The sequence below is a fragment of the Actinoplanes sp. 13 genome, from assembly GCF_056134165.1.
Genome location: NZ_JBVYOQ010000010.1, coordinates 115,543 through 134,775 on the forward strand (window position 1 = coordinate 115,543; position 19,233 = coordinate 134,775).

General features: G+C 71.5%; 17 protein-coding genes. 9 read left to right on the forward strand and 8 right to left on the reverse strand.

What is annotated here, in order from left to right:
- Positions 1 to 19: 19 nt before the first annotated feature.
- The 3 genes from AC0NH5_RS21185 to AC0NH5_RS21195 all read right to left on the reverse strand — a co-directional run bounded on the left by AC0NH5_RS21185 (position 20) and on the right by AC0NH5_RS21195 (position 2,459).
- On the reverse strand, positions 20 to 778 hold the full coding sequence (locus tag AC0NH5_RS21185) for an SDR family oxidoreductase (RefSeq protein WP_474406413.1): 759 nt from the start codon (positions 776 to 778) through the stop codon (positions 20 to 22).
- Positions 759 to 1,592 (reverse strand): helix-turn-helix domain-containing protein, encoded by an 834-nt coding sequence (locus tag AC0NH5_RS21190; protein WP_474406414.1) that lies wholly within the window; start codon positions 1,590 to 1,592, stop codon positions 759 to 761. The genes AC0NH5_RS21185 and AC0NH5_RS21190 overlap by 20 nt, the downstream gene beginning before the upstream one ends.
- A gap of 291 nt (positions 1,593 to 1,883) precedes the next feature.
- Positions 1,884 to 2,459, reverse strand: coding sequence for a TetR/AcrR family transcriptional regulator (locus AC0NH5_RS21195; protein ID WP_474406416.1), 576 nt, complete (start codon positions 2,457 to 2,459; stop codon positions 1,884 to 1,886).
- Positions 2,460 to 2,622: 163 nt separating this feature from the next.
- Here AC0NH5_RS21195 and AC0NH5_RS21200 point away from each other — a divergent pair, with 163 nt between their 5' ends.
- Positions 2,623 to 3,270, forward strand: a complete 648-nt coding sequence (locus tag AC0NH5_RS21200) for an HAD family hydrolase (RefSeq protein ID WP_474406418.1) — start codon at positions 2,623 to 2,625, stop codon at positions 3,268 to 3,270.
- A 150-nt stretch (positions 3,271 to 3,420) separates the two neighbouring features.
- Positions 3,421 to 4,335 (forward strand): serine protein kinase RIO, encoded by a 915-nt coding sequence (locus tag AC0NH5_RS21205; RefSeq protein ID WP_474406420.1) that lies wholly within the window; start codon positions 3,421 to 3,423, stop codon positions 4,333 to 4,335.
- A gap of 70 nt (positions 4,336 to 4,405) precedes the next feature.
- Here the strand turns inward: AC0NH5_RS21205 and AC0NH5_RS21210 are convergent, their stop codons facing one another.
- Positions 4,406 to 4,651 carry a DUF2630 family protein gene (locus tag AC0NH5_RS21210; RefSeq protein WP_474406422.1) on the reverse strand — a complete coding sequence of 82 codons (246 nt, stop codon included), beginning with the start codon at positions 4,649 to 4,651 and terminating at the stop codon, positions 4,406 to 4,408.
- Between the two features lie 60 nt (positions 4,652 to 4,711).
- Between AC0NH5_RS21210 and AC0NH5_RS21215 the strand changes: the two genes are divergently transcribed.
- The 3 genes from AC0NH5_RS21215 (at position 4,712) to AC0NH5_RS21225 (ending at position 6,511) form a co-directional block, all read left to right on the forward strand.
- Positions 4,712 to 5,302 (forward strand): sugar O-acetyltransferase, encoded by a 591-nt coding sequence (locus AC0NH5_RS21215; RefSeq protein ID WP_474406424.1) that lies wholly within the window; start codon positions 4,712 to 4,714, stop codon positions 5,300 to 5,302.
- Between the two features lie 38 nt (positions 5,303 to 5,340).
- A complete protein-coding gene (locus AC0NH5_RS21220) occupies positions 5,341 to 5,742 on the forward strand; it encodes a VOC family protein (RefSeq protein ID WP_474406426.1) in 402 nt (133 codons plus the stop codon).
- A gap of 142 nt (positions 5,743 to 5,884) precedes the next feature.
- Complete coding sequence (locus AC0NH5_RS21225; RefSeq protein WP_474406428.1) at positions 5,885 to 6,511, forward strand: hypothetical protein; 627 nt, start codon at positions 5,885 to 5,887, stop codon at positions 6,509 to 6,511.
- A gap of 78 nt (positions 6,512 to 6,589) precedes the next feature.
- Here AC0NH5_RS21225 and acnA read toward each other — a convergent pair whose 3' ends face one another.
- Positions 6,590 to 9,376 carry an aconitate hydratase AcnA gene (gene acnA, locus AC0NH5_RS21230; RefSeq protein ID WP_474406430.1) on the reverse strand — a complete coding sequence of 929 codons (2,787 nt, stop codon included), beginning with the start codon at positions 9,374 to 9,376 and terminating at the stop codon, positions 6,590 to 6,592.
- A 206-nt stretch (positions 9,377 to 9,582) separates the two neighbouring features.
- Between acnA and AC0NH5_RS21235 the strand changes: the two genes are divergently transcribed.
- Positions 9,583 to 9,972 (forward strand): hypothetical protein, encoded by a 390-nt coding sequence (locus tag AC0NH5_RS21235; RefSeq protein ID WP_474406432.1) that lies wholly within the window; start codon positions 9,583 to 9,585, stop codon positions 9,970 to 9,972.
- Here AC0NH5_RS21235 and AC0NH5_RS21240 read toward each other — a convergent pair.
- A complete protein-coding gene (locus AC0NH5_RS21240; RefSeq protein ID WP_474406434.1) occupies positions 9,956 to 11,776 on the reverse strand; it encodes a glycosyltransferase in 1,821 nt (606 codons plus the stop codon). The two genes, AC0NH5_RS21235 and AC0NH5_RS21240, sit on opposite strands and share 17 nt — an antisense overlap.
- 147 nt (positions 11,777 to 11,923) lie before the next feature.
- On the opposite strand from AC0NH5_RS21240, the gene pulA reads away from it, so the two are divergent.
- Positions 11,924 to 15,199, forward strand: coding sequence for a pullulanase-type alpha-1,6-glucosidase (gene pulA / locus AC0NH5_RS21245; protein ID WP_474406436.1), 3,276 nt, complete (start codon positions 11,924 to 11,926; stop codon positions 15,197 to 15,199).
- Positions 15,200 to 15,313: 114 nt separating this feature from the next.
- Positions 15,314 to 15,826, forward strand: coding sequence for a hypothetical protein (locus AC0NH5_RS21250; protein ID WP_474406438.1), 513 nt, complete (start codon positions 15,314 to 15,316; stop codon positions 15,824 to 15,826).
- Between the two features lie 188 nt (positions 15,827 to 16,014).
- On the opposite strand, the gene AC0NH5_RS21255 is transcribed toward AC0NH5_RS21250, so the two are convergent.
- Positions 16,015 to 17,484: an aminopeptidase P family protein gene (locus AC0NH5_RS21255; protein WP_474406439.1), complete on the reverse strand. Its 1,470-nt coding sequence runs from the start codon at positions 17,482 to 17,484 to the stop codon at positions 16,015 to 16,017.
- 72 nt (positions 17,485 to 17,556) lie between these two features.
- Positions 17,557 to 18,171 (reverse strand): hypothetical protein, encoded by a 615-nt coding sequence (locus tag AC0NH5_RS21260; RefSeq protein ID WP_474406441.1) that lies wholly within the window; start codon positions 18,169 to 18,171, stop codon positions 17,557 to 17,559.
- Between the two features lie 75 nt (positions 18,172 to 18,246).
- On the opposite strand from AC0NH5_RS21260, the gene AC0NH5_RS21265 reads away from it, so the two are divergent.
- Positions 18,247 to 19,185 (forward strand): carbohydrate kinase family protein, encoded by a 939-nt coding sequence (locus AC0NH5_RS21265; protein WP_474406443.1) that lies wholly within the window; start codon positions 18,247 to 18,249, stop codon positions 19,183 to 19,185.
- Positions 19,186 to 19,233 lie beyond the last annotated feature (48 nt).

The following is a 19,233-nucleotide window of genomic DNA, read 5'->3' on the forward strand; positions in this document are numbered from 1 at the left end:
GGCTCGGTGGACGGGTCGCTCACAGCGTGCGCAGCGACCCGCCGTCGACCGCCACCGCCGCCCCCGTCACATAACTGGCCGCCGGGGAGAGCAGGAACGCCGCCACCCGCCCGTACTCCGGCGGCTCCCCGATCCGCCGCAGCGGAATCGCCCCGGCCACCTCGGCCATCGCCGTCGCCGGGTCGCCGGAGGCCGCGAACAGCTCCCGGTTGCGGTCGGTCATGAACCGGCCCGGCAGGATGCTCAGCACCCGGATGCCGCGCGGACCGAACTCATCCGCCATGTCCTTGGCGGCCATCGCCAGCCCGGGCCGCAGGCCGTTGGACAGACCGAGACCGTTCAGCGGCATCTTCACCGACGTCGACAGCACCAGCCCGATCGCGCCGCCCTCCGGCAGGGCCGACGCGAACGTCCGCGCCGCCCGGACCGACCCCAGGAAGACCGTGTCGAACGCTTCCCGCCACTGATCGTCGGTCATGCTCGCCGCGCTGCCCGGGGCCGGCCCGCCGACCGAGACCAGCGCGCCGTCGAGCCGCCCGAACCGCTCCTGCGCGACGTCGACCAGCTCGCGCGGTGTGGCCGGGTCGCTGAGGTCGGCTGCCACGCCGACCGCGTGGTCCGCGCCCAGCTCGGCGACGGCCTCGTCGACCCGCTCCGCCGACCGGGACGAGATCACCACCCGGGCGCCGTCGGCGACGAGGGCCTGCGCGGTGGCGAAGCCGAGCCCGCGGGAAGCCCCGGTGAGGATGTAGACGCGATCAGCCAGCCCGAGATCCATGCGTCGATCCTGCCATCTCCGGCCGGTGCTCGTCCGCCTCCGCCCGGCCGGGCGGCACCCCCCACCGCAGGGCCTCCGCCGTCGCCGCGTCCGCCGGCAGGAACGCTTCGATCGCCAGCTCGGACAGGGTCACGTCGCGGGGTGTGCCCAGCACCGACGTGATGCTGAAGAAACTGAGACCGGCGAAACGCAGCGGCACCACCAGTCCGTCCGGCTCCGCCGCGACCAGGCCGCCGGGATATCCGGCCAGCTCCGCGCGCAGCTCCCGCAGAACCGGGTCGCCGGTCGCCGCCGCCTGCCGGTCCAGGCGGTGCAGGACGTGCGTGCGCCACTCCGCCAGATTCTCGATCCGCGGCGCCATCCCGTCCGGGTGCAGGGCCAGCCGCAGCACGTTGACCGGCGGTTCCAGCAGCGACGCGGCGCAGCCCGCGGTGAGCCCGCCCACCGCGGCGTTGGCATCCACCATGGTCCAGTGCCGGTCCACCAGCACCGCCGGACACGGTTCGTGCCCCGCGAGCACCCTGCGCAGCGCCGTGAGCACCGCGGACAGCGGCGGCGCGTCCAGTTCGGACTGCGGGAACGCCGGCGCGAACCCGCCCGCCAGCAGCAACTCGTTGCGGGCCCGCAACGGAACCTCCAGCTCCTCGGCCAGCCGCAGGATCATCGCGCTGGTCGGCCGGGACCGCCCCGTCTCCACGAACGACAGATGCCGGGTGGAGACGCCTACCCGCGTGCAGAGGTCGAGCTGGCTCATCCGCCGCTGGTCGCGCCAGTGCCGGAGCAGTCGTCCCACGTCGCTACGTCGATCACCCATGGCATGTGCCTTACCGCACCCTTCGCGCACTTCACAACCCCGCGGGAGTACGCGCCATCCGAAGTCCCGTGGCATCAAGCCGATCCAGGCGACGGGTCACGCTCCGCGAGGGTCCGCCGGGCAGGGCTGCCCACTCCCGCTCACCCCGCTCCAGGCGCCCCGCCCACCAGCCCCTCCCACAGCAGTGTGGTGATTTGCGGCGCGCAGCGAACCCGAACTCACCACAGTCCAGTGCCACGGGTGCTGTGTGTGAAGTTGGGGTGCGGAGCGGGGCCGAACTTCACACGCACGTCAGCGGCGGACGGCCTCTTCGACGACGTCGAGCACGCGGGCCAGCTCACCGGCCGGGCGGCCCGTCGCCAGGTGCAGCACGAGTCCGTCGTACGCCAGCTCGAGGAACTGGGTCAGCACCTCCACCGGCACGTCTTGGCGCAGCACCCCTGCGTCACGCTGGCGCTGCAGGCGCTCGCGGGTGGCGTCGGCGATCGCGGCCGACCGCTGCGCCCACCGTTTGGCGAACGCCGGGTCGGTGCGCAGCCGGTGTGACACCTCCAGTTGGGTGCCGAGCCATCCGGCCGTGTCGCCCTCGCTGTTGCCGGCGCGGGCCAGCAGGTCGCGCATCACCTGGACGAGACCGTTGCGGGTGACCGTCTCGACCATCGCGGCGGCGTCGTCCTCGGCCACGGCCAGGAACAGCGACTCCTTGTCGCGAAAATGGTGGAAAATCGCTCCGCGGGACATGCCCGTCGCTTCTTCGAGCCGGCGGACCGTGGCCCCCTCGTACCCGAACCGGGCGAAGCACGCGCGAGCCGCGGTGAGAATCTCGTGGCGGCGCGCGTCCAGCTGGTCCTGACTTACCCGGGGCACGAGCTGATCGTGTCACGGTGCCCCACGCGGTTGCAATCCGTACGTACGGCTTCGTAAGCGTGGCAGTCCCTCGATCGGATGATGCGAATTTCCTCATCGTGTCCCGGTTTTGTTAACACTCCTGGACTGTTCGCTTCTGTCGCCGCTCACGTAAAGTGCCCGCGTGCCTTTAGTCCTGCTCGCCCTGGATGACACCCTGCTCGACCGCAGCGGTGCCTTCCGGCTGTGGGCGAAAGGATTCCTGGACGAGATCGCCGCCCCGCAGGAGGACCTCGACTGGCTGGTCTCGGTGGACGCCGACGGGCTGACCTCCCGCTGGGACCTCGCCGATCTGATCCGCGACCGCTACCAGCTGCGCATTCCGGCGATCGACATGGTCGAGGAGCTGAAGGAGGGCCCGCTCGCCTTCGAGCGGCTGGACCCGATGGTCAGCTGCGCGCTGGAGATCGCCGGGGACGCCGGGCTGGTGCCGGTCGTGGTGACCAACGGCCCGGCCGAGCACCAGGAGGCGCGAATCCGGCGCACCGGCCTGGACCGCTATGTGGCCGACTGGGTGATCTCCGAGCAGTGCGGGGTCAGCAAACCCAACCCGCGGATCTTCGCGCTGGCCGCGCAGCGGGTGCGGATGCGCCTGGCCGGGGCCTGGGTCGTGGGCGACAGCCCGGAGGCCGACATCGGCGGCGCGGCCGCGATGGGCCTGCCCAGCGTCTGGCTGCACCGCGGACGGGAGTGGGTGGACAACCGGTTCGCGCCGACCCGTGTCGTCGGGAACGTGATCCAGGGCATCTCGGCCATCATGGCCGCCCGATAAATCAGTTGCGCCGTCCCGGCTGATCCGAGAGAGTCGTCCCGCACGAGCGAGAGACCTGACGAGAGAGAAGGGGGTGGACTCCATGGCCGTCTTTGTGATGCCTGCTGTCCGGCTTCCCCTGTCTGCTTCTTTCTCTGAGGAGATCCTCCAGTGCGCGAGCACGAGTCCTACAGCTCTACCATGCGCCGCGGGCGCCGCAAGTTCGACGACGACGAATCAGACTTTCTGAAGCGCGGCCGGCCCGAGCCGGCTCTCCAGACCGACCCGGATCTGCCCGACGAGGGCGACCGCTGGTCGACCTGGGACGGCGCTCTGCACGGCCCGGAGCCGCGCCCCGACTGGATCCGCACCGAGTACGGTGCGGTCGACACCGAGCTGGGCATGCTCAAGACCGGCAAGGAAGCCGACGTCTTCCTGGTCCGCCGGGCCGTCCCGGGCACCGACAAGATCAGCATGCTGGCCGCGAAGCGGTACCGCGACGGCGACCACCGGCTCTTCCACCGCGACGCGGGTTACCTGGAGGGCCGCCGGGTCCGCCGGTCCCGGGAGATGCGGGCGATGACCAACCGCACCTCCTTCGGCAAGGAACTGATCGCCGGGCAGTGGGCGGTTGCCGAGTTCGGCGCGCTCAGCCGGCTGTGGCAGATCGCTCAGGAGGGCGGGCTGGTCTGCGTGCCGTACCCGGTGCAGCTGATCGGCACCGAGTTGATGATGGAGTTCATCGGCGACTGGGAGACCGGCGAGGCCGCGCCCCGGCTCGCGCAGGTGCGCGCCGATCCGGACGAACTCGCCGACCTGTGGCGGCAGATGACCGACGCGCTGTCGGTGCTGGCCAGGGCGCAGGTGGCGCACGGCGACCTCTCGCCGTACAACCTGCTGGTGCACGACGGGCGGCTGGTCCTGATCGACCTGCCGCAGATCGTCGACGTGATCGGCAACCCGCGCGGCGGTGAGTTCATCGCCCGTGATGTGCACAACGTCGCGAACTGGTTCCGTTCCCGGGGCCTGACCGTCGACGCCGACGAGGTGGTCGAGCGTCTGCTTTACGAGGCGGGTCTGCTCTGATCACCCGCCCACGGCACGGCCCGCGGCCGCCGCGACCACGGCGGCCGCGACCGCGGCCGGTCAGGCTGCCTTACTGCAGGTAGCCCTCCACCTCGCCGACGCCGTGCGCCTGCTCGGCATCCGGGTCGTTCCCGGCCGCGCGGGCCGCACGGCGACGACGCAGCAGATCCCAGCACTGGTCCAGCGACTCCTCGAGATCCTTGAGCCGGGCGTGCTCCTCGTCCGACGAGATCTTGCCCTCGGCCAGCTGCCGGCGCAGCGTGTGCTCCTCTTCGACCAAGCCGTTGATCCGGCTCAGCACCGTCTTGTCATCCATTCCCGAAGCCTATTCACCCACGGCCGGTGTGTCCGCGCCGACCCGTGCGAGGATCTTCCGGTGACGCTCGAGGCGCAGCGGCAGCACATGCTCGCCGGCCGGATGTACAACGACCTCACGACCGAACTGGTCGAGGCGCGGCAGCGGACGGTGCTGCTGACCGACGAGTACAACGCGAGCTTCGGCCGGCCGCAGGCGGAACGCGAGGCGATCCTGCGGCGCCTGCTCCAGCAGGCCGGGCGGGACTGCCACTTCGAGCCGACGTTCCGCTGCGAGTTCGGCTTCAACATCAGCATCGGCGACCACTTCTACGCCAACTTCGACTGCGTCCTGCTCGACGGTGGCGGCATCACCATCGGTGACCACGTCCTGTTCGGGCCGCGCGTCGGCATCTACACCTCCAACCACGCCATCGACCCCGCCGAGCGGGCTGCCGGCGCCTGCTACGCCAAGCCGGTCACCATCGGTGACCACGTCTGGATCGGCGGGGGCGTCACTGTCAACCAGGGCGTGACCATCGGCGCGAACACCGTCGTCGGCTCCGGCAGCGTGGTCACCCGCAACCTCCCGGCCGGCGTCGTCGCCACCGGCGTCCCGGCCCGCGTCCTCCGCGAGATCACCGACGCCGACCGGACCGGCTATCGTCCCTGATCCGCCGGCCGCACGGCCGAGCCGGAAGGGGAGCGCGCATGCACATCGACCTGGTCACCGTCATCGTCGAGGAGTACGACCCGGCGATCGCCTTCTTCACCGGCGTGCTCGGCTTCGAGCTGACCGAGGACTCCCCGTCGCTCACCAACGACGGCCGCCCCAAGCGCTGGGTGGTCGTGCGGCCCCCGGGCGGCGGCACCGGTCTGCTGCTGGCCCGCGCGGACGGCGACCGCCAGGCCGCCGCGATCGGTGACCAGGCCGCCGGCCGCGTCGGCTTCTTCCTGCGGGTGGACGACTTCGACGCCACCCACCGCCGGATGGTCGAACACGGCGTCCGGTTCGTCCGCGAGCCCCGCACCGAGCCCTACGGCCGGGTCGCCGTCTTCCTCGACATCGCCGGCAACAAGTGGGATCTGCTCGGCCCCGCCCGCACTGTGTGAAGTTGCGCCCACATAGCGACCGGAATTTCACACACAGCTCTAGCGCCGGAGGGCGGGACCCGCACTGTGTGAAGTTGCCCACATAGCGACCCGAACTTCACACACAGGTCTGGCGCCGGGGGTGCGGGCCTACTATGCGGCGGTGACGATCATGGATGAGCGGCAGCCGGTGCGCCGGTTGAAGGCCCGGCCGGTGACGGCGCTGGCTCTGGTGGTGCTGGTGGTCGCGGTGGGCGGCTGGTTCGGGTACCGCGAGCTGGTGCGGGACCGGGCGCCGTTCGAGGCCGGCGACGTGCGGGCGAGCGCCGTCGTGAAGTTCACCGAGTGGCCGCGCTTCGAGGTGGACGCGCGGTCGATCGGGGCGGAGGAGGAGGGGGCACGCCCGGCCGGGGCGCTCGAGGACCGGCTCTTCGTCGGGCGGCTGGAGCATCGCACCCCGGCGGTGGAGGACGGCGAGCCGCTCTTCTACCACGTGCTGGTGATCGACAAGCATCACGAGCGGGCCGCGGGGCTGGGCAACCTGGTGGGCAGCCGGCCGGCCTATCTGACGTCGCTGCCGGAGCGTTATCCGTGGCTGTCCGCGCTGTCCCGGGCGGGCGACGAGCCGCAGGGGTGGTTCGTGGAGGCGCCGGTGACGGAGTCGGGTGAGATCACCTTCGCCGGGAGCGTGCCGGACGGCAGCCCCATGACCGAGAAGGATCTGATGGTGGTGTTGGTCCTGGTCGCCCGGGACGGCACCGCGCACTGGGCGGAACCCGTCCCCGCCTGAAACCGGTCTTCTCAGCGGTGAACAGAAACGACGGACGCCCCGCCCGAAAGGGCGAGGCGTCCGCGGGCAACGCGATGATCAGCTGCGGAGCATCTTGCGCAGGACGTACTGCAGGATGCCACCGTTGCGGTAGTAGTCCGCCTCGCCGGGGGTGTCGATCCGGACGACGGCGTCGAACTCGACGCCGGTGTCCGTGGTGACCTTGACGGTGCGCGGGGTGGTGCCGTTGTTGAGCTCGGTGACCCCGGCGATGGCGAAGGTCTCGGTGCCGGCGAGGCCGAGCGACTCGGCGTTCTGGCCCTGCGGGAACTGCAGGGGGAGGACGCCCATGCCGATCAGGTTGGAGCGGTGGATGCGCTCGTAGCTCTCGGCGATGACGGCGCGGACGCCGAGGAGCATGGTGCCCTTGGCGGCCCAGTCACGGGAGGAGCCGGAGCCGTACTCCTTGCCGGCGAGGATGACCAGCGGGACGCCGGCCTCCTGGTACGCGACGCTGGCGTCGTAGATCGTGGTCTGGTCGCCGGTGAGGTGGTTGACGGTGAAGCCGCCCTCGACGCCCGGCACCAGCTGGTTGCGGAGCCGGATGTTGGCGAACGTGCCGCGGATCATGACCTCGTGGTTGCCGCGGCGCGAGCCGTAGCTGTTGAACTCGGCGCGCGGGACACCGTGCTCGGCGAGGTACTTGCCGGCGGGGGAGTCGGCCTTGATCGAGCTTGCCGGGGAGATGTGGTCGGTGGTGACCGAGTCTCCCAGCTTGGCCAGGACGCGGGCGCCGTCGATGTCCACCACCGGGGCCGGCTCGGGCGTCATGCCCTCGAAGTACGGGGGCTTGCGCACGTAGGTGGAGTCTTCCGCCCACGCGAACGTGTCGCCGGTCGGGGTGGGCAGCGACTGCCACTGCTCGTCGCCGGCGAAGACGTCGGCGTACGCGGTGCTGAAGCCCTCGGCGCCGATGGCGGAGGCGATGACCTCGTCGATCTCCTGCGCGGACGGCCAGATCTCGTTGAGGAAGACCGGCTTGCCGTCCGAGCCGGTGCCGAGCGGCTCGGTGGTGATGTCGATGTCCATCGAGCCGGCCAGCGCGTACGCCACCACGAGCGGCGGGGACGCCAGGTAGTTCATCTTGACGTCCGGGTTGATCCGGCCCTCGAAGTTGCGGTTGCCGGAGAGCACGCTGACCGCGGTCAGGTCGGCCTCGTTGATGGCGGCCGAGACCTCCTCGGGCAGCGGACCGGAGTTGCCGATGCAGGTGGTGCAGCCGTACCCGACCAGGTTGAAACCGATCTTGTCCAGGTACGGGGTGAGGCCGGACCGGTCGTAGTAGTCGGAGACGACCTTGGAGCCCGGAGCGAGGGTGGTCTTGACCCACGGCTTGCGGGTCAGGCCCCGCTCGACGGCCTTCTTGGCGAGCAGCGCTGCGCCGATCATGACCTGCGGGTTCGAGGTGTTCGTGCAGGACGTGATGGCGGCGATCACGACGGCGCCGTGGTCCAGTTCGTACTCCACGCCGTCCTCACCCTTGACCAGCGTGGGCTTGGTCGGGCGGCCGTTGCTGTTCTGCGCCGCGCTGAAGATGTGCGGCTTGTCGGCTTCGGAGTCGGTGTTGTTGGCGGGCGGGTCGCTGGCCGGGAACGACTCCTGGCTGGCCTCGTCCGCCGGGCCCTCGGCCTGCACGTAGTTCTTCAGCGCGTCGCGGAACATCGGCTTCGCGGCGCTCAGCAGGACACGGTCCTGGGGGCGCTTCGGGCCGGCGAGCGACGGGACGATCGTGGAGAGGTCCAGCTCGAGCTTCTCGGAGTAGTCCGGCTCGGCGTTCGGGTCCAGCCACAGGCCCTGGCGCTTCGCGTACGCCTCGACGAGCGCGACCTGCTGCTCGGTGCGGCCGGTCAGCTTGAGGTACTTGATGGTCTCGTCGTCGATCGGGAAGATCGCAACGGTGGAGCCGTACTCCGGCGACATGTTGCCGATGGTGGCCCGGTTCGCCAGCGGCACGGCGCTCACACCGGGCCCGTAGAACTCGACGAACTTGCTGACCACGCCGTGCTTGCGCAGCATCTCGGTGATGGTCAGCACCAGGTCGGTGGCGGTGGTGCCGGCCGGCGCCTCGCCGAACAGCTTGAAGCCGACGACCCGCGGGATCAGCATGCTGACCGGCTGGCCGAGCATGGCGGCCTCGGCCTCGATGCCGCCGACGCCCCAGCCGAGCACGCCGAGGCCGTTGACCATCGTGGTGTGCGAGTCGGTGCCGACGACGGTGTCCGGGTACGCCTGGCCGCCCCGCTCCATGATGGTGCGGGCCAGGTACTCGATGTTCACCTGGTGCACGATGCCGGTGCCCGGGGGGACGACCTTGAACTCGTTGAACGCGGTCTGGCCCCAGCGCAGGAACTGGTAGCGCTCGCGGTTGCGCTGGTACTCCAGCTCCACGTTGCGCTGGAACGCGTCCTCGCGGCCGAACAGGTCGGCGATCACCGAGTGGTCGATGACCAGCTCGGCCGGGGCCAGCGGGTTGACCTTGGAGGCGTCGCCGCCCAGGTCCTTGACGGCCTCGCGCATGGTGGCCAGGTCGACCACGCAGGGGACGCCGGTGAAGTCCTGCATCAGCACCCGTGCCGGGGTGAACTGGATCTCGACACTGGGGTCGGCGTTCTGGTCCCAGCTGCCGAGCGCGTTGATGTGGTCGGCAGTGATGTTCGCGCCGTCCTCCGTGCGGAGCAGGTTCTCCAGGAGGATCTTCAGCGAGTAGGGCAGGCGCTCATGCCCCTTCACCTTGTCGATCGTGAAAATCTCGTAGCTCGCGTCACCGACGCGCAGCTCGCTCTTCGCACCAAAGGTGTCGAGGCTGGCCACCGTCTTCTCCTTCACACCCAGCGACTGGAAGTCAAGTCTTTCGCACCGAGAGGGCGACCCTCTGGTTAGGTTTGCCTAACTCTCGGTTCACGTCTCTCGGTAAACCGTACGTCCGTCTTGCTAAGAACTGCAAGGCGGGGTCCACCTGCCGATCCTCTCAGCCCGGACCGGCGCGCTCGCCGTTTGTTTGCCGTCGTCGATAGATGGGCATACGCCGCGGCATGACGGCTCCGGCTGAACTGGACCAGCTCACCGACTTCTTCGGTCGTTACGGCTCCGCCCTCACGACGGGCGACGTGGCGGCGATCGCCGGGTGTCACACGCTGCCCGGGCTGGTGGTGTCCGACTCGTACAGCTTCACGTTCAGCTCGCCGGCCGCCGTGGCGCTCTCCTTCCTGGGCGCCGCCCCCGCGTACCGGGAGCACCGGATCGTGGCGGCGCACGCGCGGATCTTCGACGTCTTCCGCCTCTCCGCGGCCCTGGTCCTGGTGTCGGTGGAGTGGGAATACCTGGACTGCGACGGCCAGGCGGTGCCGGGAGAGAAATACCGGTACCTGATCCGGAGCGGCGCGGACGGACCGATGATCACCACGGTCATCGCGACGAAGTGATCGTCAGCTCGTTGGCCGCGGTGAACCAGGGCCGCAGCGCCGGCGTGGCCGGCAGTACGTAAGCGACCCGCTTGTCGATGATGTCGTCAGCGAGCTTCGCCAGGCGAACCGGGGGCTCGTCGCGGGCCGGGCGCACCCAGAGCGTCCAGTCGCCGGGGCCGAGATCGTCGACGGTGACCCTGCCCTGTTCCAACCGGACCTCATGCTCCTGCCCGTCCTTGCCGCGGGCCAGCAGGGCGGGATCGTCGGCCTTGGTGCCGACCAGCCGCACTCTCAGGTGCACGCCGTCCTCGTCGGCCCGGATCCCGTCCACCTCGGCCAGCGCCGGCGCATCGACGACCCGCAGGCCGAGCCCGCCGTCGTTCAGCTTGTAAGGCAGCTCGACGCGGGTCGCGTCGGGCATCTCCAGCAGGGCCCGGGTGTCGCGGCAGCCGGCCTGCACCGGGGTGCCGTCCTTCTTGAGCTGCCAGGAGCCGGTCGGCAGCGGCTCGCCGGCGGCCTCCCCGGTGGTGAGGTGATGCCATCGCGTCCCCTCGGCGTTCAGCAGCCGCACCCGGCCGTCGTCGCCCACCTCGCAGTCGACGGTCGGCATCGTCAGCGTGGGCGCCGGACCGAGAACGGTCATCGGCGGGCGTTGCCGGCGCCGGCCCCACTTGCGTTTCGCCAGCTCCTCGAAGAGCAGCTCGTAACGCTCCGCGATCGGGCCCGGGTCGTAGCGCTGCGAGCTCTGCAGCGCCCGCGCGGCCATCGCCCGCCGGCCGTCGTCGTCGTTGATCACCCGCAGCAGCGCGGCGCCCAGCGCCTCCGGGTCGCCGACCGGGCTGAGCACGCCGTCGGCGCCGTCGGTGATGATCTCCCCCGGGCCGTACGGCGCGTCGGTGCTGACCACCGGGAGGCCGGCCCGCATCGCCTCGACCAGCGTCATGCCGAACGGCTCCTGGTCGGCGGAGACAGCCGCGATCGAGCCCTTGGCCCACTCCGTCTCGATCGGCGAGTAGCCGCCCATCAGCCGCACGTGATCGGTCAGGCCGAGCTCCTGGACCAGGGCGCGCAGATTGTCCCGCTGCTCGCCCTCGCCGTAGAGCCGCAGGCCCCAGTCCGGCCGCTCGGCGACCACCTTCGCGAAGGCGCGGATCAGCACGTCGTAGCGCTTGCTGCCGACCAGCCGGCCGGCCGCGACGACCAGCTTGGCGCGGCCGTGCGAGGGCGGCACCCGGGGAGCGGGCACGCTGTTCGGGATGTGCAGCAGCCGGGTGCGCCAGAGGAGGCGCAGGTGCCGGCGGTAGTCCTCCGCGTCGCGCTCGCTCACCGTGACGAACGCGTCCAGTTTGCGGATGTGCTGCGGCATCAGCCAGCGCAGCTTCTTCCGGTGCCGGTCGCGGGTCAAATGCTCCTGACCGATCCGGACCATGTGCCGGGGCGCCAGCTGCGCGGCGTAGACGATCAGCCCCGGGCGGGTGGCGATCACCACGTCGGCGTCGCTGCCCTGCAGGTAGCGGCGATAGCGGTCCTCCACGTACTGGTCGTAGTCGGCGGACCGGAAGTCGGAGCGGGGGTAGAGCGCGGGTGGCGTGCCGCGGCCCGGAGCGTCCTTCTCGTAGTCGCGGTGTGCCGGGCGCTTCTCGGTCAGGGCCATCAGCCGGATCCGGGGATCCGCCCACAGCCGGGGCACGTCACGGCCGCGGAAGGTGCTGAGCACTTCCACGTCGTGTCCCCGCTCGGCCAGCGCCCCACCCAGGTTGAACGTCGTCTGGATGGTGCCGCCGATGCCGAAGGCGTTGTTGATCAAGAAGAGAATCTTCACGAGGTGACCACCGGAGAGCTACCGCACGGACATTGAGCCGCCACGCTAGAACGTATCCACAAATCGTGATCGCCCTGGTGACAAATCGGGCATGCGCACTTCTCCACACGCCATGAAAATGTCGTGGCCCGATGCAAGGATGGCCCGGTGACCACGATCGAGATCACTACGGCCGCTCCGCCCCGCCCCCGGACCAGTCCGCAATGGCTCATCGTGCACTATCAGCGACCCGACGAGGACTACGCCGACTGGGCGCTGCACGCCTGGGGTGATGTCGCCCCCGAGGGCGCGACCATCTATCCCGAGGGCGCGTCGTTCGCCGGGGAGGACGAGCACGGCCGCTTCGCCTGGGTCCGGCTCGCGCCCGGGGCGCGCGAGGTCGGTTTCCTGGTGGTGCACCGGTTCGGCGCCAAGGACGTGGAGATCGATCGCTGGGTCGACCTGTCCGAGACCTCGGAGGTCTGGCTGCGTGCCAACGACCGCCGGGTCGGCCTCGAGCCGCCGGCGCCGCCCCGGCCCGCGGACCCCGGCTTCGCCGTGATCCATTACCGCCGGCCGGACGGGGATTACGCCGGGTGGGGCCTGCACTGCTGGGAGGGCGTCCCGGTCAAGGACAAGACCCGCTGGGGTACGCCGGAGGCGCCCAGCCGCTTCGACGCGTTCGGCGCGGTGTTCGAGATCCCGGTGCGGCCGGACGCCGTGGGACTGCGGTTCGTGGTGCACCACGGCGACGTCAAGGACCTCCCCGACGATCAGCGCCTCGATCTGACCATCAGCCGCGAGGTGTGGATGGTCGCCGGTGTCGCCGCGCCGGTCCGCCCCGACCTGGGCACCCTCGGCCCGGAGCTGGACCCGGCCCGCTCGCACGCCGTCTTCGTGGACCGCGGCACGGTCGCGCTGCCCGAGTGGTTCGCCGCCCGCGCGGAGACCTTCACGCTGGTCACCTCGGCCGACGGCACGCTGCACCGGGACGGCGACGACCTGGCCGGCGAGGACCAGGAGCTGGCCCTGGTGCCCCGGCCCGGCGGGCTCTTCCAGGCGCAGAGCCGGCACTTCCCGCATCTGCGGGCCTACCACGCGTTCGCGGTCCGGGAGATGGCCGACGCGGCGCTGGGCGACCTGCTGCGCGGTCAGCTGCTGGTGGCCGGCCGGGACGCCGACGGCCGGGTGGTCGCCCTCACCGGCGTGCAGCTCGCCGGCGTCCTCGACGACCTCTACGCGGACGCCGCCGACGCCGAGCTCGGCCCGGTGGTGGCCGGCGACGAGCCGCCGCGCCTGGCAGTCTGGGCGCCGACCGCCCGGGACGTGCGGCTGGAGCTGTTCCGCGAGCCCGGCGACGAGCCGAAGGTGCTGCCGATGGACCGGGACGCGGTCACCGGCGTCTGGTCGATCATCGGCAAGCGCAAGTGGCTCGGCCGCTACTACCGATACCAGGTCGAGCTGTGGCATCCGGCCGCCCAGCGGGTGGTGACCACCAGCGTGACCGACCCCTACTCGCTCTCCCTGGCCACCGACTCCACGCACAGCCAGCTGGTCGACCTCGCCGATCCGCAGCTGTGCCCCCCGGGCTGGGACACGCCGGCCAAGCCACCGGCGACACCGGCCGCCCGGATGCAGATCACCGAGGTCTCGGTCCGCGACTACTCGATCTTCGACGCCACGGTCCCGGCCGCGGACCGCGGCACCTATCTGGCGTTCACCCACCCCGACTCGGACGGGATGCGGCACCTGCGCTCGCTCGCCGAGGCCGGCCTCACCCACGTGCACCTGCTGCCGGTCAACGACTTCGGCAGCATCCCGGACCGCCGGGCCGACCAGGCGACGCCCGCCTGCGACCTGGCCTCCTTCCCGCCGGACTCGCCCGAGCAGCAGCGCGCGGTGATGGCGGTCGCCGACGAGGACGGCTACAACTGGGGCTACGACCCGTGGCACTGGACCGTGCCGGAGGGCGGCTATAGCACCGACCCGGCGGGCGCCGCCCGGATCCTGCAGATGCGCTCGATGGTGGCCGCGCTCAACGGCGCCGGCCTGCGCGTGGTGCTGGACGTGGTCTACAACCACACCATGCGCGACGGGCTCGACGAGTTCAGCGTGCTCGACCGGATCGTCCCGGGCTATTACCACCGGCTGCTGCCGGACGGCAGCACCGCCGAGTCCACCTGCTGCCCGAACACCGCGACCGAGCACGCGATGATGAGCAAGCTGGTCATCGACTCGCTGGTCACCTGGGCCCGGGAGTACCGGATCGACGGCTTCCGCTTCGACCTGATGGGCCACCATCCCCGCGCCAACATCCTGGAGACCCGGATCGCGCTGGACCGGCTCGGCGAGCACGGGCGCGACATCTGCCTCTACGGCGAGGGGTGGAACTTCGGCGAGGTGGCGTACGACGCCAGGTTCGCCCAGGCCACCCAGGTCAACATGGCCGGAACCGGGGTCGGCACGTTCAACGACCGGCTACGCGACGCGGTCCGGGGCGGCGGCTCCGACCCGCGGACGCAGGGGTTCGCCACCGGGCTCGGCGGCCGGACCCCGCTGTGGCTGCACGACCAGATCAAGGTGGGCCTGGCCGGGGCCCTCGCCACCTATCGGTTCGTCACGCACACCGGGGCCGAGCACAGCGGCGCGCAGCTCGACTACAACGGCTCGCCCAGCGGGTACGCGCATTCCCCCGGCGAAGCGGTCAACTACGTCGACGCCCACGACAACGAGATCCTCTACGACGCGATGGCGTTCAAGCTGCCGCTCGGCACGCCGCCTCTGGACCGGGCCCGGATGCAGGTGCTGGCGCTCGCCCTGGTGGTGCTGAGCCAGGGCGCCGGCTTCGTGGCGCTCGGCACCGAGCGGCTGCGCTCGAAATCCCTCGACCGCAACTCGTTCAACTCCGGTGACTGGTTCAACCAGATCCGCTGGGACCCGTCGCTGGGCAACGGTTTCGGGGTGGGCCTGCCGCCGTTCGACGACAATCGCGACAACTGGGAGCACGCCCGGCCGCTGCTGGCCGAGCCGTCCCTGGTCCCCCCGCCGGACGCGATCACGCTGACCGCGGAGCGGTACCGCGAGCTGCTGCGGATCCGGCGGGACTCGCCGGTCTTCGGCCTGCCCACCGCCGACGAGGTGCAGCGGCGGGTGTCGTTCCCGCTGAGCGGGGCGGCGGAGACGCCCGGCGTGATCGTCATGTCCCTGGACGGGACCGGGCTGGACCCGCGGTGGCGCCGCGTGGTGGTGGTGTTCAACGCGACCGAGGCGGAGACCACGCAGTGGGTGCCGGGGCTCGGCGGGGCGGGTTGGCAGTTGCATCCCGAGCTGGTCGGGTCGGCCGACCCGGTGCTGCGCACCGCGGCGGTGTCGGTGCGGGACGAGGCCGTGGTGATGGAGGTGCCGGCCCGGTCGGTGGCGGTGTTCGTCAGCGACGGCGGGTGAGGCCGTTGTGTGACGATCCGGCGCCCGGGCGGCGTGGCCGCTGCCGCGCGTGCGGGGCTGCGCTACATTGCGCCGCGAAGGGCCCCGGGACGCGGTGGCCGCGGAGCGGAGGTCGTGGTGCGGTTCGTGCGGGCCCTGGGCGCGTTGGTCGTGATCGGGCTGGTCGGCGGGTGCACCTCCACGCCGGACGAGGACAGGCCGACGTTCACGCAGCCTTCCGGGGCGGCCTCGGCGGCGGCTTCGGCGCCCGCCTGGAACGAGCCCGCCTCCTACACCTACGAGATGGCGCGCGGCTGTGACGCCGCGGCGCCGCTCGGGCGATACAAAGCCACCGTGCAGGGCGGCGTGGTGACCAAGGCCGAGCGGGTCGGTGCGTCGGTGGCGTCGCCGGACGCGTCGGCGGAGGTGGATCTCGGGCCGATCACCGGCGCGGAGGGCGAGGAGATCGAGGTGCCGACGCTCGGGCAGCTGGTCACCATGGCGGAGACCGCGACCGAGGACGGCGCCGAGGTGGCGACGGAGTTCGACGCCACCGACGGGCACCCGGTGAAGGTGACCATCAACGTCACGGACACGGCGGCCGGCGCGGAGTGCTGGACCGTTTCGGCCTACCAACCGGGCGCCTGACTGCCGGCCTGGTTTCCGCCGGCCTCGTTCTCGCCGGCCTGGATCCCGTCGGCCCGGCTTTTGCGCACGCGGCCGGCCCGGCTTTTGCGCACGCGGCCGGCCCGCTTATACGCACGCGGGGCCGGCCCGGCTTACGGCTGCGGCCGGCTTCGCTTTCGCGCGGCCGGCCGCAGGTCCGTCGATGTGGGTCAGCCGGGCAGGCGCGGGCCGGCCTCACGCTGGGAAGCCAGCCACTGCTCGACCTCACCGGACGAGCGCGGCAGACCTGCCGACAGGTTGCGGCAGCCGTCGGCGGTGACCAGCACGTCGTCCTCGATCCGGACGCCGACGCCGCGCAGCTCGGCGGGGACCAGCTCGTCCTCCGCCTGGAAGTACAGCCCCGGCTCCACGGTGAGCACGTAGCCCTCCTGAAGCTTGCCGTCCCGGTACGCCTCGTTGCGCGCGTTCGCGCAGTCGTGCACGTCGATGCCGAGCATGTGCCCGAACCCGTGCAGCGTCCAGCGCCGGTAGACCGTGCTCTGCTCGCTCATCGCCTCGTCCACGCCGACCGGCAGCAGGCCCAGGTCGTGCAGGCCCTCGGCGAGCACCCGCATGCAGGTCCGGTGCACGTCGCGGAAGGCCACTCCCGGCCGGATCGCGTCCATGCCGGCCTGCTGCGAGGCGTGCACAATGTCGTACACCTGGCGCTGCAGCGGGGTGAACGTCCCGGAGACCGGCACCGTCCGCGTCACGTCGGCGGTGTAGAGGTTGTTGCCTTCGACGCCCATGTCCATCAGCAGCAGCTCGCCGGGCGTGGTGACGCCGGTGTTCCGGATCCAGTGCAGGATCGTCGCGTGCGGCCCGGAGCCGACGATCGAGCTGTACCCCACGTCGTTGCCGTCGTGCCGGGCCCGGAGCCCGAACACGCCCTCGAGCAGGCGCTCCTTGACCGGGCGGTCGGCCGGCAGGACCCGGGCCACGTCCTCGAAGCCGAGCACCGTGGCGTCGATCGCGGCCTGAAGCTGCGCGATCTCCCACTCGTCCTTGACCAGTTTCAGCTCGGAGATCACCCGGGCCAGCTCGCGGTCGCGCGGCTTCTCGCGGTTCGGCTCATATGCCAGGACGGCGCGGTCGACGTTGGCGTCCAGGCCCCGCAGCACCCGGGTGCGGCCCGGCGCCGAGTGGGCCAGCACCGGGCCCAGCTCGCCCAGCGACGCGGCCTGCACGCCCAGCTCGGCCGACTTCTCGGCGAGGGTGTGCGTGCGGCCGATCCACAGCTCGCCGTTGCGGTCCCGGAAGAACCGGTCGGTGTCCTTCGAGTTGCGCTGCCGGGTGAAGAGGATCGCGTCGTGCCCGGAACCGCTCGGGCGCAGCACCAGCACGCTGTCCGGGTCGCGGTCGCCGGTCAGATAGAAGAAGTCGCTGCCGGGGCGGAACGCGTAGTCGGTGTCGTTGGCGCGGACCTTCTCGTTGCCGCTCGGGATGATCAACGTCTCACCCGGGAAGGCCTCGGAGAGCGCCGCACGGCGCTTCTCGTAGTTCGGCGCCTCGGGCAGGGCCGTGACCGATAGCGGATCGTCCCGCCAGCCGCTGCGCATGAACGCCAGGAACGCCTCCGGGAAGTCGGGGTCGTGCGACTCCGTCTTGGCGGGCTGCGTGCCGCCGCTCTGCTCGGCCATGGGTGCCTCCGTTCTCCGGTCGTCCCGACGTTACAGCCTGCGCTGTGCGAACAGCAGAGCCCCCTTCTCCGGTCAGCCGCGACCGGGCCGGTTCCGGTAGGGCGCCTCCGCGGTCCGGGTCAGGCAGGCGAGCCGGGCGCCGGCCGTGCCCGCCGCGCCGGGCTCCGTGTGCGTGTGCTCGGCGTGCAGGACGAGCGACCACGGCGGGCGGGACTCGTCGAAATGCCACCTCTGCACGCTCGACGAGCGGCCCACGCCCTTGCCGTCCGCGGTGAGGTCGAGCCAGATCTCGTTGCGGGGGTTGGCATATGCGGGGTCGGTGGACGGCCGGTCCGGACCCGCGGCCGGGTCGATCCGGTGCTGATAGTGCGGGCCCGCCTCGGCCGGCTTGTCGGTGCAGGGCCGGGTGTGCAGGTGGGCGCCGTACGCCCGGCCGGGCACCAGCCCGGTGACCTTGAGGAGCACGCGGGTGCCGGTGGCGGTCCGCCCGACCGCGAGCCGGGCGGTCGCGCCCACCGGCACGGCTTCGGTGTCGTAGGTGACGGCGGGTGCGGCCTCGCTCCAGACACGGAACTTCCCCTGGGTGACCGGGACCGGCTCCGGCCCGGTCGCGGTCTGTGCCGCGGCGGGGGAGCCCGACAGCAGGACGAGTGGTGCGGCGGCGAACAGGATCAAGCGAGAAGTCATTCCACAATTTTCGCAAACAGGGGCATATGTGGTGTGGAAACCGCTGACCGGCTCATCAGTGGCAGGCTGATCGCCATGGGCTACGCGATGGTGATGGGTGAGGCGCTGATCGACCTGCTCGAAGCGGACGCCGACGGGGACCTGATCTACCGGCAGGCGATCGGCGGGGCGCCGCTCAACGTCGCCGTCGGGGTGGCCCGTCTCGGTGGCGAGGTGCAGTACACCGGCTCGCTCAGCGACGACGTGCTCGGCGACCGGATCGCGGCGTTCCTGCGGGAAGCCGGGGTCGGCCGGACCGGGGTGCGCCGGGTCCCGGTGCCGACCACGCTCGCGGTCACCACGTTCGAGGGCGCGGAGCCGGCCTTCACGTTCTACGGTGAGCCACCGTCGTACGCCATGCTCGGTCCGGGTGATCTGGATCCGTCGATGGTTGCCGGCGCCGCGGTGCTCTACACCGGTTCGATCTGCCTGCTGCGGGAGCCGTTCCTGTCGGCGGCGCGCGAGGCTTGGGCCACGTCCGGGCCGCTCCGGGTGTTCGATCCCAACGTCCGCCCCACCCTGCTGCCCACCGCGGCCGCCGTGGACGCGCTGCGCACCCTGGTCGAGGAGTTCTTCGCCACCGCCGACCTGGTCAAACTGAGCGCGGCCGACGCCGAGGTGCTCTACGGGACGCCCGATCCCGCCGAGGCTGCCGCCCGCATCCGTGGACGGGGCGCGGGGGCTGTCGTGGTGACCCGCGGTTCGCGGGGCGCCTACGTGGCGGCTGCCGACGGTGACGCGATGCTGCCCGCGCCTTCGGTCGCCGCCGTCGACGCGACCGGCGCGGGGGACTCGGTGATGGGTGCGCTGGTCCGGCGCCTGCTGGCGGAGGGACGGCCCGCGGGGGTCGCCGACTGGCAGCGGCACGTGCGGTTCGCGCTGGCGGTGGCGGGGCTGGTCTGCGAGCGGCAGGGTGGCGCCACCGCGATGCCGACGGCGGCGGAGCTGACCGACCGCTGGGGCGCCCTGGTCTGACCCTCCCGCGCCGACCCAACGGCACTGACTGCTGTGTGGGGACTTCGG